The sequence below is a fragment of the Micromonospora sp. WMMD730 genome, from assembly GCF_049178955.1.
Classification (GTDB): domain Bacteria; phylum Actinomycetota; class Actinomycetes; order Mycobacteriales; family Micromonosporaceae; genus Micromonospora; species Micromonospora wenchangensis.
Genome location: NZ_JBMHML010000002.1, coordinates 2,527,828 through 2,540,987, shown reverse-complemented (window position 1 = coordinate 2,540,987; position 13,160 = coordinate 2,527,828). Strand labels below are relative to the sequence as shown.

General features: G+C 74.7%; 10 protein-coding genes. 4 read left to right on the top strand and 6 right to left on the bottom strand.

Annotated features, from left to right (window positions below):
* The first annotated feature begins 585 nt into the window (after nucleotides 1–585).
* The 3 genes from ACN265_RS11170 (at nucleotide 586) to ACN265_RS11160 (ending at nucleotide 4,961) form a co-directional block, all read left to right on the top strand.
* On the top strand, nucleotides 586–1,938 hold the full coding sequence (locus ACN265_RS11170) for a nucleotide sugar dehydrogenase (RefSeq protein WP_204923157.1): 1,353 nt from the start codon (nucleotides 586–588) through the stop codon (nucleotides 1,936–1,938).
* 1 nt (nucleotide 1,939) lies between these two features.
* A complete protein-coding gene (locus tag ACN265_RS11165; RefSeq protein WP_421407242.1) occupies nucleotides 1,940–3,316 on the top strand; it encodes a glycosyltransferase family 2 protein in 1,377 nt (458 codons plus the stop codon).
* 112 nt (nucleotides 3,317–3,428) lie between these two features.
* Complete coding sequence (locus tag ACN265_RS11160) at nucleotides 3,429–4,961, top strand: polysaccharide deacetylase family protein (RefSeq protein ID WP_421407239.1); 1,533 nt, start codon at nucleotides 3,429–3,431, stop codon at nucleotides 4,959–4,961.
* 45 nt (nucleotides 4,962–5,006) lie between these two features.
* Here the strand turns inward: ACN265_RS11160 and ACN265_RS11155 are convergent, their stop codons facing one another.
* From ACN265_RS11155 to ACN265_RS11140, 4 genes are read right to left on the bottom strand one after another with little or no spacing between them, the layout of a single operon-like run.
* Nucleotides 5,007–6,590: a DUF4139 domain-containing protein gene (locus tag ACN265_RS11155; protein ID WP_421407236.1), complete on the bottom strand. Its 1,584-nt coding sequence runs from the start codon at nucleotides 6,588–6,590 to the stop codon at nucleotides 5,007–5,009.
* A 53-nt stretch (nucleotides 6,591–6,643) separates the two neighbouring features.
* On the bottom strand, nucleotides 6,644–7,165 hold the full coding sequence (locus tag ACN265_RS11150) for a LutC/YkgG family protein (RefSeq protein ID WP_204923161.1): 522 nt from the start codon (nucleotides 7,163–7,165) through the stop codon (nucleotides 6,644–6,646).
* Nucleotides 7,155–8,597, bottom strand: a complete 1,443-nt coding sequence (locus ACN265_RS11145) for a lactate utilization protein B (RefSeq protein WP_420119189.1) — start codon at nucleotides 8,595–8,597, stop codon at nucleotides 7,155–7,157. Before ACN265_RS11145 ends, ACN265_RS11150 begins: the two co-directional genes overlap by 11 nt.
* Entirely contained in the window at nucleotides 8,594–9,280 is a 687-nt protein-coding gene (locus ACN265_RS11140; protein WP_421407235.1) for a (Fe-S)-binding protein, read from the bottom strand. The genes ACN265_RS11145 and ACN265_RS11140 overlap by 4 nt, the downstream gene beginning before the upstream one ends.
* Nucleotides 9,281–9,541: 261 nt before the next feature.
* Here ACN265_RS11140 and ACN265_RS11135 point away from each other — a divergent pair, with 261 nt between their 5' ends.
* Complete coding sequence (locus ACN265_RS11135; protein ID WP_420119187.1) at nucleotides 9,542–10,279, top strand: SDR family NAD(P)-dependent oxidoreductase; 738 nt, start codon at nucleotides 9,542–9,544, stop codon at nucleotides 10,277–10,279.
* A 79-nt stretch (nucleotides 10,280–10,358) separates the two neighbouring features.
* Here ACN265_RS11135 and ACN265_RS11130 read toward each other — a convergent pair whose 3' ends face one another.
* Complete coding sequence (locus ACN265_RS11130; protein ID WP_357933748.1) at nucleotides 10,359–11,198, bottom strand: fumarylacetoacetate hydrolase family protein; 840 nt, start codon at nucleotides 11,196–11,198, stop codon at nucleotides 10,359–10,361.
* A gap of 237 nt (nucleotides 11,199–11,435) precedes the next feature.
* A complete protein-coding gene (locus tag ACN265_RS11125; RefSeq protein ID WP_204923165.1) occupies nucleotides 11,436–12,365 on the bottom strand; it encodes a sulfite exporter TauE/SafE family protein in 930 nt (309 codons plus the stop codon).
* Nucleotides 12,366–13,160 lie beyond the last annotated feature (795 nt).

The following is a 13,160-nucleotide window of genomic DNA, read 5'->3' as shown; positions in this document are numbered from 1 at the left end:
AGAAGACACCGGAGGCTAGCCCACCCGGGCGACAAAGTCGGGGCGTCGTCCCGCCACCCGGTGACGACCCGGCAACGACACGACGACCTCACTGTCGGTGACCATTGATGGGCGTGCCGGGAGATGTCCAGCGGGCCGCGCCACCCCGCCCGCCCGGCACCGCGCCGCACCCGCGCCCGGCAAGCCGCCGTACCCGCGCCCGGCAAGGCTTCGCGGACCGCGACCGGCGGACCACCCCCGGGGTGTGGCGCCACCCCGGGGCACGGCCCCGGCCCGCCGCGCCGGCCGGGGCAGGGCGGTGGAGCACGGCCGGCGGCTCACCGCCAGTGATGATTCTTACTCGACGTCGACCGCCGAGGGCACCGTGACCGGCGGGGCCGGTGAGTCGGCTGGGACGACCGTGAGTCAGGACACCGGGGCGACAACGACGCGTCCGGGCTGCCACCGCGCCGAGAACTGACCGAACGGACAGTCACCGACCGTAGTCTTTCTGCGGCCGGGCGGCTGTTCGACGGACAGCCGACGGGGCGACCGGATCGGCACTCTGGGGTCATCCCCGTTCACCTTCCGTGAGGGCCACCGACCATGTCGCAGCTCCTGCCCGCCGCCCGGGCCGACGTCCCGACCACCGCCCCCGTCTCCCCCGTCGCCCCGCCGGAGCCGGCCGTCGCCGGCCCCGGTGCGCGTACCGCAGTGGTGGGCCTCGGCTACGTGGGCCTGCCGACCAGCCTGGCCCTGGTCGCCGGCGGCGCCCGGGTGACCGGGGTGGACATCTCCCCGGACCGGCTCGACGACATCCGGGCCGACCGGGCCGACCTGCTCGACGACGACCGGAGCCGGCTCCGCGAGACGCTGCGGGCCACCGACCCGGCACTGCGCCTCACCACCGCGGTCGCCGAGATCGCCGACGCCGACACGGTGTTGATCTGCGTGCCCACCCCGGTGGACCGGCACCTCGCCCCCGACCTCACCGCGTTGCGGGCCGCCTGCGCGGCGGTGGTCGCCCACGCCCGCCCCGGCCAGACCATCGTGCTGACCTCCACCAGCTACGTCGGCACCACCCGGGAGCTGCTGGTCGAGCCGCTGGCCGCCCGGGGCCTACGGGTCGGGCAGGAGGTCTTCGTGGCGTTCGCCCCGGAACGGGTCGACCCCGGCAACGACCGGCACCGGCAGGAACTCACCCCCCGGGTGGTCGGCGGCACCACGCCGGAGTGCACCGCGCGGGCCGCCGCCGCGCTGGCCCGGATCACCCCGCTGGTGCACCGGCTCGGCTCCCCCGAGGCCGCCGAGATGACCAAGCTGCTGGAAAACACCTTCCGGGCGGTGAACATCGCCCTGGCCAACGAGTTCGCCGACCTCTGCCGGGACCTGCACCTGGACGTCACCGAGGTGATCGACGGGGCGGACACCAAGCCGTACGGGTTCATGGCCTTCCAGCCGGGCCCGGGGGTGGGCGGGCACTGCATCCCGTGTGACCCGCACTACCTGCTGTGGCAGGTCCGTGGGCAGCGCCGCGAGGCACCGCTGATCGAGACCGCGATGCGGGGGATCGCCGCCCGCCCCCGCCGGGTCGTCGACCGGATCCGGGAACTGCTCGCCGGGGCCGGCCGCCCGCTGCTCGGGGCCCGGGTGCTGCTGGCCGGGGTGACCTACAAGCCCGGGGTCGCCGACGTCCGGGAGTCCCCCGCGCTGGAGATCATCGGCGAGCTGGTCCGGGCCGGCGCGGACGTCGCCTTCGTCGACGACCTCGTCGACACGGTCCGCACCCCCGACGGCCAGCTCCTGCACCGGGTCGCCGACCCGGCCGACCGGGAGTGGGACCTGGTGGTCGTGCACACCCGCCAGTCCGGCCTGGACGAGGCGTGGCTGCGCGGGCAGCCGATGGTGCTCGACGCCACCTACCGGCTCACCGGACTGCCCCGGCGGGAGGTCGTCTGAGATGCCGGCGACCGCCCCCGTCCGGCGCGGCCTGCGCCGGCTGCTCACCGTGCTCGCGCTGCTCCCGCTGATCGTGCTGCTGGCTCGCCAGTTGCCCCTGCTGCCGTACGCCCCGCTGCTGGCGTTCTACGGCTTCGCCGTGCTCACCGCCACCGTCGCCGTGTTCTACCTGGCCTACGCCCGCTACGTCGACCCGGCCGAGGCCCCGGCGCAGCCCCGGCACGCCGCCACGTTCCCGCCGCTGCCGCCGTCCCCGACGGTCAGCCTGCTGGTGGCCGTGAAGGACGAGGCCGACGGCATCGAGGCGTGCGTCCGGTCGATGACCGGCAGCGGGTACCGCCCGTTGCAGGTGATCGTGGTCGACGACGGTTCCACCGACGGCACCGCCGAGGTGCTCGACCGGCTCGCCGCCGAACTCCCGGTCACCGTGCTGCACCTGCCCCGCAACGTCGGCAAGAAGCGGGCCCTGGTGCACGCCGCCCGGCACGCCACCGGCGAGGTGCTCGCCTTCACCGACTCCGACTGCGTACTCGCCCCGGACGCGGTGGGACGCTGCGTCGAGGCGCTGCTGCGGCAACCGGACCTCGGTGCGGTCAGCGGCCACGCCCGCGCGCTCAACCCCGACGAGTCGCTGCTCAGCCGGGTGCAGGACGTCTGGTACGAGGGCCAGTTCCGGGTCTCCAAGGCGGCCGAGGCGTCGTTCGGGGCGGTCACCTGCGTCTCCGGCCCGCTGGCGGTGTTCCGGCGGGAGGCGGTGCTCAACTACCTGCCCGCCTGGGCGGCCGACCGGTTCCTCGGCGGCGAGTTCCGGTTCGCCACCGACCGGCAGCTCACCGGCTACGTGCTGGGGCAACGCTGGATCGGCGACCGGCTCAAGCGGCGCTTCGCCGACTCGCCGTTCGTCCGCGACGAGGACCACCCGCCGCGCGCCTGGCGGGTCGGCTACGTCCGCTCGGCGAAGGTGTGGACCACCGTGCCGGCCCGGCTGCGGCCGTTCCTGCGCCAGCAGACCCGCTGGAAGAAGAGCTACGTGCGGAACCTGTTCTTCACCGGCACGTTCATGTGGCGGCGGGGGCCCGGCCCGGCCGCGCTCTACTACGGACACGCGCTGTGGGTGGCGCTGGCCCCGGCGATGGCCTTCTCCCACCTGGTCTGGGCGCCGCTGCGCGGCTGGTGGGCGGTGCCGTTGCTCTACCTGTGCGGGGTGCTGCTCAAGGGCACCGCGTGGGGGCTGGCCTACCGGCTGGACAACCCGGGTGACCCGCGCTGGGCGTACCGGCCGTTGATGAGCGTGCTGTCCGCCACCGTGCTGTCCTGGCTGCTGCCCTGGTCGGTGGGGACGATCCGGCGCGGCGTGTGGTCGCGGAGCACGGTGTGAACGCCGGGCGGCGGGTGCTGACCCGGCTGGCCCGGGTCGCGCTCACCCTCGCCGGGGCGGGGACGCTGGTGCTGCTCTACGCGGTGGTGTTCACCCGGGGCGAGGTGCTCCGGTGAGCCGGCTCTGGCCACGCGCGCTCGGCGGGCTGCTGTCGCTGGTCACCCTGCTGGTGGTGGCGGCGCCCTTCGGGGTGTCCTGGTACCTCGACGACCTGCGCCGCCACGTCAGCGGGCAGCACGACACCCCGGTCACCCGGGTCGACCCCGCCGACCTGCGCCGCTTCACCGAGACGGCCGGGCGGCTGCCGGACCGGGCCGCGCCGGTGGTGGTCGCGTACCACGACATCCGGCCGCACGGCGACGACCCGGCGGCGACCGAACCGACCGGCCGGGAACACTACGTGGTCACCCCGGAGGCGTTCGACGCCCAGCTCACCGCCCTGCGCACCGCCGGCTACCGGACGATCTCCTCGGCCCAGTACGTCGACTACCTGCGCGGCGGGAGCGTCCCGCCCCGGTCGGTCTACCTCACCTTCGACGACGGCACCCGAGGCCTGTGGTCGTACGCCGACCCGATCCTTCGGCGGCACCGCATGGTGGCCGCCTCCTACCTGATCACCGCGCAGGTGGGCACCCACCGGCCGTACTACCTGAGCTGGGCGGAGATCGACCGGATGCGCCGCTCCGGTCGGTGGGACTTCCAGGCGCACACCCACGACCTGCACACCCGGGTGCAGACCGCGCCGGGGCGGCTCGGCTCCCCGCTGACCCACCGGCGCTGGGAGCCGGCCACCGGTGCGCGCGAGAGCCTGGCCGGCTACCGGCAGCGGTTGACCGCCGACTTCGACGCGATGTTCGCCGCGTTCACCGACCACCGGCTGCCCCGCCCGCAGTTGTTCGCGTACCCGTTCTCCGAGATCGGGGACGCGACGACCGACCCGGAGGCCGCCGCGTTCAGCCGCGACCTGATCGCCACCCGGTTCGTCGCCGCGCTGACCAACAAGTCGCTCGCCCCGCAACCGAGCAGCCGCCGGTCGGCCGCCGACGGGCAGGTCGAACGGGCCGAGGTGTACGCCCGCACCACCGCCGCCGAACTGGTCAGCGCGGTCGTCGAACGCACGGCCGTGCCCGCCGTGGTGACCGACCCGTTCGCCCGTCCCTGGGACTGGCGTGACCAGCACGGTGAGCCGATGACCGACCTGTCCCCGCTGACCGGCGGCCGGTTCCCCGCCGACAGCCCACGCCGCGCCTACGGCACCCTGCTCGCGTACGCCAGCGCGGACTGGACCGGCTACACGGCCGACGCCACCGTGCGCGGCCTGCGCGCCGACGGCGGCACCGTCACCCTGCTGGTCGGGGTCAACGGCGACGCCACGGTCTCGGTCCGGGTGACGCACGGCCGGGTGGCGGTGCTGCGTGCCGGCCGGGTGGTCGCCGAGGCCGCCGTGGACCCGGCGGCCACCCACCGGGTCACGGTCACCGTGCGCGACGGCGTGACGGTGGCCCGGGTCGACGGCGGCCCGGCCCTGCGGGTGTCCACCCCCACCGGGCCGGGTGCCACCGGCGGGTTGGCCGTGGCGATCGACGACGCGCAGGGGCAGCCCCACCCGTCGGTCGCCGCGCTCACCGTGACGGCCGTCGGGTGACCGCCGCGGCCCGCCCGGCCGGGCGGGTCGCGGCGGGAACGCCCGTCACTCCCGCCAGCCGGCCAGCTCCACGCCCTTGCCGAGTTCGACCCGGAACCCGAGGGTGATGTCGCCGCCCTCCCCCGGCCCGAGCCGCAGCCGCCAGGTCAGCTCGCCCAGGTCGGTGCGCTCGTCCGGCGGCGGGACGACGGTGGCCTCCCGGACGGTCACCGCCTCGTCGCGGGAGACCGGCAGCTGGTCGCGGACCTCCACCGTCGCCGGTCGCGGGGTGTGGTTGGCCACGCTGATCCGGTACTCCACGTCCCGCCGCCGGGTGGAGCCGAGCGCGGCCCGGGTGTCGGAGCGCCGGGTCAGCTCGCGTTCCACCCGGACCCGGTCGTCCACCCCGAGTGCCACCTCGGTCTCCTCACCGGGCGCCCAGGTCGGCAGCCGGGTGGTGGCGACGAAGTCGGCGTCGTGGAACACCGCCGCCGGGCCGGGCAGCAGGGTGTGCGTGGAGGTGTTGCGGACCGTCGCCCGCAGGTGCGCCTCGGCGGCCCGCAGCGGCACGGTCACGTGGTCGAGGCGGACCGGCAGGTCCAGTACGGCGATGACGGCCCGGTAGGCGCTGCCGTCGGCGGGCACCGCCACCGGGCGGGCCGGCCGGTAGGTCGCGGCGGTGACACCCTGCTCGACCTCGGCGACGCTCTCCCGCACGACCGGGCGCGGCCCGCCCGCGCGGGCCGCCCCACCGCCTCCGGCCGGGGCCGCGGCGGGCGCGGGCGGCGGCGGCGCACCGAAGCTCGCCGCCGCCCGCGCCACCGGGACCGGCCGGACCCGGTCGAGGTACCAGGGCGACAACTCCGGTACGCCGGAGGCCGCCGCCGGGCGGGCGGTGGACAGTTGGAGCGCGCACTCCGGCCAGTCCTCGCCGGTGTCCTGGGTGACCAGGGCGGACCAGGTGACCGTCATGGCGTCGCCGACCAGCCGCAGGTCGTAGGAGGACTGCCAGCGGGCCCCGTCGACCAGGTAGGTCAGCTCCAGGTCCACGGTGGTGTCGTCGGCGTCCACGGCGACCGTCACGTCGGCGGCCAGCCGGTCCGGTGCCTGTTTGCCGCCCGCGTCGGCCACCTGCCGCTGCACGGCCGCCAGTTCCTCGGTCAGGTCGACACGTCGCCGGGCCAGCCCGCGTCGGCGGCGGTGGGAGTCGGTGAGCTGGGCGGCGACCGCGTCGGCGAAGGACGTCACGTCGGCCGGGGCGGCGTCACCGGCGGCCAGCGTACGGGCGTAGGTGCTGCCGGCCCGGTCGGCCAGCCGGGTGAGGAACTGTTGCCGCTGCGTCTCGACCTCGGCGGCGTCGTCGGTCTCGGCGAGTTCGTCGGCCAGTTCCCGGGCCCGCCGGGTCAGCGCGTCGACCTGACCGTCGGTGCTGCGGGCCTGCCGCCAGGTGCTCACCTCCACACCGAGGACGGTGGCCGGGCCCCCGCCCCCGGTCCGCAGCGAGTCCCGGCGCAGCCGCAACGGCAGCGGGGCGATCCGGAGCCGGTGCTCACCGGCGGCCAGCCGGATGCTCGCCCTTCGGGTGACCCGGGCACGGTCCGGATACACGGTGACGGCGACCACGGGTGCTTCGATCTCCACAGCGTCCACGGCGGCGAGGGTAGCCGGGGTGCGCACGCCGGCCGGAACGACAGGCGGGCCGGCTACGCCGGTGGCAGGCAGACGATGTCGAGGCGGCGCGGGCCGTGCACGCCCTCCACCCGGCTCAGCTCGATGTCGCTGGTCGCGGAGGGCCCGGAGATCATCGTGACGGGGCGGGTCGGGTCGGGCAGGGCGCGCACCAGGTCGGGCACGTCGGCCACGATCTGCGCGGCCCGGACCACGCAGACGTGGTGGTCGGGGACCAGGGTCAGCAGGCGGCGGCCCTGCGCCGGGCCCCCGTCGAGGACCAGGGTGCCGGTCTCGGCGACGGCGAGCGCGCAGCCGGTGAGCACGGCCAGGCCGGGCGCGTCGAGCTCGGTGGCGGTGAGGGTGTCCCCGGGCAGCGTGGGCGGGCCCAGCCGGGCGGTCCACTGCGGAGGTGTCCCGGCCGGCAGCACCACGGCGGTGGCCCCGGCGAGCAGGGTGGCGAGCAGGTCGGGCAGCTCCGCCGGGGTGCAGGGGTGCACCCCGGCGCGGTAGTCACCGGCGCGGGCGGCGAAGAGCGCGCTCAGCTCAGGAGTCATGGGTCCGCCGCCACCAGTCGCGGAAGGACTCCCCGGCCGGCAGCGGGGCGTCCCGGTGCGCCGTCCAGGCCGACAGCGGCCACGGCGCCCGGCGCAGCCGTCCGCCGTGCCGCCGGGTCAGCACCCGCAGTGGCCGGCCGCCGGAGCGGACCGTGCGCAGCGCCACCCGCCACCGCCGACGGTCGCGCATCGTCCAGGCGAGCCACGCCATCGCCGCGCGCTCGGCGGCCGGCTTCGGCCCCGTCTGGCGCAGGTGCACCAGGATCGCCGGAATGTCGATCTTGACGGGGCAGACGTCGTAGCAGGCCCCGCAGAGCGTCGAGGCGTACGGCAGGGTCGCGTTGTGGCCGGCGTCCTGCCCGGTGAGTTGGGGTGACAGGATCGCGCCGATCGGGCCGGGATAGACCGAGCCGTAGGCGTGGCCGCCGACCCGCTCGTACACGGGGCACACGTTCAGGCAGGCCGAGCAGCGGATGCAGCGCAACGCCGCCCGCCCCACCGGGTCCGCCGCGATCCGGCGACGACCGTTGTCCAGCAGCACGATGTGCAGCCGGCGCGGCCCGTCGCCGGGGGTCACCCCGGTGACGATCGAGGTGTACGGGTTCATCCGCTCACCGGTCGACGAACGCGGCAGCAGCCGCAGGAAGTCACCGAGATCGGTGAACCGGGGCAGCAGCTTCTCGACCCCGACCACGGCGATCAGGGTGTCCGGCAGGGTCAGGCACATCCGCCCGTTGCCCTCGGACTCGACGACCACCAGGGAACCGGTCTCCGCCACCGCGAAGTTGGCCCCGCAGATGGCGACCCGGGCCGACAGGAAGGTCCGCCGCAGGTACTCCCGGGCGGCGCCGGCCAGCACCGCGGGCTCGTCCGAGTCGGCGGTGAAGCCGGGCATCCGGCGGGCGAACAGCTCGCGGATCTGCCCCCGGTGGTAGTGGATCGCCGGCACCAGGATGTGCGACGGGGTGTCGTCGGCGAGTTGCACGATCAGCTCGGCCAGGTCGGTCTCCACCGCCGTGACCCCCGCCGCGGCGAGCGCCTCGTTGAGGCCGATCTCCTGGGTCGCCATCGACTTGACCTTCACCACCCGGTCGACGCCCCGCGCCCGGACCAGCTCGGTGACCAGCGCGTTGGCGGCGGCGGCGTCCGCGGCGTGGTGCACGGTCGCCCCGGCGGCGGTGGCCGCCCGCGCGAACTGGTCCACCAGCTCGGGCAGCCGGTCGATGACGTCGTCCTTGACCCGGGCCGCCCGCTCGCGCAGCCGTTCCCAGTCGGGCACCTCGGCCACCACGGCGGCCCGCTTGTCCCGGATGGTGCGGGTGGCCCGGCCCAGGGTGGCCCGGAGCTGGGCGTCGCGCAGCGCGCCGGCCGCCGCCCGGGGGAACGGGGTGGCCGCCACGATGGGCAGGTGCCGGCCCGGCGGGGGCGTCATCCGATCGCCTGGCTGCCGGTGGCGGCGAGGATCTCGGCGTAGTGGACGGGTCGTGGGGCGTCGGGTCGGCGGGCCAGGCCACCGCCGATGTGGGCCAGGCACGAGCTGTCGGCGGCGGCCAGGTAGTCGGCGCCGGTGGCGACCGCGTGGGCGCACTTGTCGGCGAGCATCGCCCCGGACACGGCGGCGTTCTTCAGCGCGAAGGTGCCACCGAAGCCGCAGCACTGCTCCGGCTCGGGCAGCGGCAGCAGTTCCAGGTCGCGCACGGCGGCGAGCAGCCGCAGCGGCCGGTCGCCCAGCCGCAGCATCCGCAGCCCGTGGCAGGTCGGGTGGTAGGTGACCCGGTACGGGAAGCGGGCCCCCACGTCGGTCACCGCGAGCACGTCCACCAGCAGCTCGGACAGCTCGTGCACCGGCAGCCGGGTGTGCGCCCGCAGGTGGGCCACGCAGGAGCCGGACGGCGAGACGACGACGTCGTGACCGGCGAACGCCGCCTCGGTGTGCCGTTCCAGGTCGCGGGCCGGGGCCCGGTGGCCGGTGTTGGCGTGCAACTGGCCGCAGCAGCTCTGCCCGGCGGGGAAGGTGATGGTGTGGCCGAGCCGCTCCAGCAGGGTCACGGTGGCGATGCCGACCCGGGGGAAGAACGCGTCGTTGAGGCAGGTGACGAACAACGCGATGCGCACCGTGCCCCCCCCTCGCCGCTCCCCCTCGCCGTGCCCTCGTTGCCGTGCCGCCTTGCCACGCCACCTTGCCGTGCCCGCTCGCACGGCCGGGACGTGATTGACGAATTCTATATGATCTATGCAGTCGGCGCGGGGTGCGGCATCCTGCGCACCGGCGGGGCGGGCCGGTGGCCCGTCGGTCGTCGCGGCGTGCCGGCCCGGTGGGCGTCGGGCGCGGGTGGGCGTCCCCCGGCCTCCACCGCCCGTCGACGAGGTGCCGAGATGACGGATTTCCAGGGCCTGGTGGCCGCCGTGACCGGGGGTGGCTCGGGCATCGGCGCGGCGGTCGCCGACCTGCTGGCCGCCCGCGGGGCGCGGGTCGCCGTGCTCGACCGCGATCCCGGGGCCGGCGGGGCGCACCTGCGGCTCACCGCCGACGTCACCGCCCCGCTGGAGCAGACCATGGACCGGGTCGCGGCGACCCTGGGCGGTCTGGACGTGCTGGTGAACTGTGCGGCGGTCAGCGCGGTCGGTGCGGTGGAGGCCGCCGACGACGCCGAGTGGCACCGGTGTCTGGACGTCAACGTGGTCGGGGTGGCCCGCGCCTGCCGGGCGGCCCTGCCGCACCTGCGCCGCTCGGCCAGCGCCGCCATCGTCAGCATCACCTCGATCGCCGCGACGGCGGGCCTGGTGGACCGGGCCGTCTACTCGGCCACCAAGGGCGCGGTGCACGCGCTCAGCCTGGCGATGGCCGCCGACCTGGTGGGCGACGGCATCCGGGTGTGCACGGTGGCGCCGGGCACGGTGGACACCCCGTGGGTGGCCCGGCTGCTCGCCGGGGCGCAGGACCCGGCCACGGAGAAGCGCCGGTTGGCCGCCCGGCAGCCCACCGGCAGGCTGGTGACCGCCGACGAGGTGGCCCAGGCGGTCGCCTTCCTGGCCTCCCCGGTCTCCGGGGCGACCACCGGCACCGCGCTGGCCGTCGACGGCGGCATGTCCGGCCTGCGGCTGGTCCGCTGACCCGGGGCTGCGGCCGCCGGCTCCCGCCGGCCGGTGCCGACCCGACGGGCGGTGCCGACGGCGGCTCCCCGGCCGCCGGTCAGGCCGCCGCCATGGTGACCCGCTGCCGGCCCAGACCGTCCACCTCGACCTCCACCACGTCACCGGGGCGCAGGTAGGGGAACCGGCCGGACAGGGCCACCCCCTCGGGCGTGCCGGTGTTGATCACGTCGCCCGGGTCGAGGACGGTGTACTGCGACAGGTGCCAGACCAGGTACGCCACGTCGAAGATCATGTCTGCGGTGCGCGAGTCCTGCCGGGGCTCGCCGTTGACCCAGGAGCGCAGCCCGAGGTCCTGCACGTCGGGGATCTCGTCCGGGGTGACCAGCCACGGGCCGAGCGGCTGGAACGTCTCGCAGGACTTCCCCTTGGACCACTGGCCACCGGAGTCGCGCAGTTGGAAGTCGCGTTCGGACACGTCGTTGGCGACCAGGTAGCCGGCGACGTGGGCCAGGCTCTGCGCGGGCGACTCCAGGTAGCGGGCGCGCCGGCCGATGACCACGGCCAGCTCCACCTCCCAGTCGGTCGCGGTCGCGCCCCGGGGCACCAGCACCTCGTCGTACGGGCCGACCACGGTGTTGGGCGCCTTGTAGAAGACGATCGGGGTCTCGGGCGGGGCGGCTCCGGACTCGGCGGCGTGCGCGGCGTAGTTCTGCCCGACGCACAGCACCACGCCGGGGCGGGCCACCGGCGGGCCGACCCGCATCCCGGTGACGTCCAGCTCCGGCAGGTCGCGGGCCGCCCGGACCCGGTCGGGGCCACCGGAGGCGAGGAACGCGCCGTCGATGTCGGGGGTGAGCGCGGACAGGTCGTAGTGCCGACCGTCGGCGTACAGCACCGGCCGTTCCGCGCCGGCCGGGCCAACCCGCATCAGCTTCATCCGCTGCCTCTCCACGATCGGGCGCCTCGCCGACGCCATCCAGGATCGTAGATCAGCGCACCCGCCGTCCCGGTGCCGCACGACGGCCCCGCTGCGTCGCCCCGACTGCGGTGGGCGAACCGCACCCGGTGGCGACGGGCGGGTACCCGGTGGCCCCGGGCGGGCGGGTGGGGACGGCCGGCGGCTCGTCGACCTGTTCCCGGCCCGGGAGGTCGAGCAGCCGCCGGCCGCCGGGGGTCAGCTCGACGTGGTGGCGGGCTCTCCGGCACCGCTCTCCGGCCCGACGGCGACCGGCGCCGTCGGCCGGTCGGCCAGGTGCCGGCGTAGCGACCAGGTCACCGCCGCCACCCAGAGCACCACGACGACCAGGTAGCAGGCGTACCGGACGGCGTCCGGGGCGCCGATCCACTCGCTGCGCAGCAGGGTCCGGATGTTGGTCAGCACGATGACCCCGCCGACGGCGGAGCCGAGCACCCGGGGCGGGACCAGTCGCACCAGCCAGGCGGCGATCGGCGCGGCGATCATGCCGCCGAGCAGCAGCGCGCCCACCCAGCCGAAGTTGATGTTCTCCGAGCCGATGCCGACCAGGAAGCCCAGGCTGGCGGCGACCGCCACCAGGAACTCACTGGTGTCGATCGAGCCGATCACCCGGCGGGGTTCCAGCCGGCCGCTGGCCAGGATCGCCGGGGTGCCGACCGGCCCCCAGCCGCCGCCCCCGGTCGCGTCGACGAAGCCGGCGACGAGCCCCAGCGGGCCGAGGAAGCGCTTGCGCAGGGGCAGGCCGACCCGGTCGCGGGGCAGGCCGGCGACGGTGAACCGGATCAGCACGTAGAGGCCGAGGGTCAGCAGGATCAGCGACATGATCGGGGCCGCGGTCGCGGTCGAGAGGCTGGACAGGAAGGTCGCCCCGGCGAACGCCCCGATGGCACCCGGCACGCCGACCCGACGGACCACCGTCCAGTCGACGTTGCCGAACCTCCAGTGGGCGGCGCCGGAGACGAGGGTGGTGCCGATCTCGGCCAGGTGAACGGTCGCCGAAGCGCTCGCCGCACCCGTGTTGAGAGCCAGCAACAATGTGGTGGATGTCACGCCGTACGCCATCCCGAGACTGCCGTCGACCAGTTGCGCACCAAGGCCGACAAGGGCAAGAAGAAGCAGGCTACGCACAATTACCGCCGATCAGGAAGGGAATTGGGAAGGCCTGCGCGGCCGGGGCGGACCACCGTCACGGTGACGGCCGTCCCGGCTGGTCGCGGCCTGTACAGAGGTCGGTGCTGCCGGAGGAATCGCCCCCGCGGAGCGTGTGCCACCGGTGGGTACGACCACCCGGCGGACAGCGCGTGAAACGTTCGTTAAGGGAGTACGTCAACCGTCGTCATGGGGTGGCGTTTTGCCAGCCCAGAGCCGTTATCGGTGACGCCTGCAGGGCTTCGTCGCCCGGTCGGCGGTCACCGCCGAGGTCAGCGGCGGTGGGTGGGACGGATGCGCGGTCGGCAATCAATCCGCGCCCCACCAGGGAATCTAAAGATCGAAAACCAATCCCACCTCGCCTCACGAATGCCATAGCTAATCTATGGGTAATGACGGCATGAATACCGATACGGATCTTTGATGTATACGGCAATCGATGGCAAGACCTGTTCCACATAGTGGGATACGGGAAGCTCCGATCTCCACTACCAGGGACTACGCGGGTCACCAGAAAACAGTTTGGAAATAAAACTGCAAATGACCGGACAAGCATCGATGGCACGATCTGGTGGCAGCAGGGTCGCATCGAAGAACATCGTGCCTGGTTAACCCGACGGCATATCCGGTAGCCTTGGTAGGAAATCTTCATCCCACGCCCGATGATCGGCGAATTTAACCGGGCTGTAACTAGGCGACGTTAGATTGTGACGCAGCGCGACATTCACTGTGGCAAATCAGCACGCGCTCGCCGGCCCACTGCCGGCAAATCCC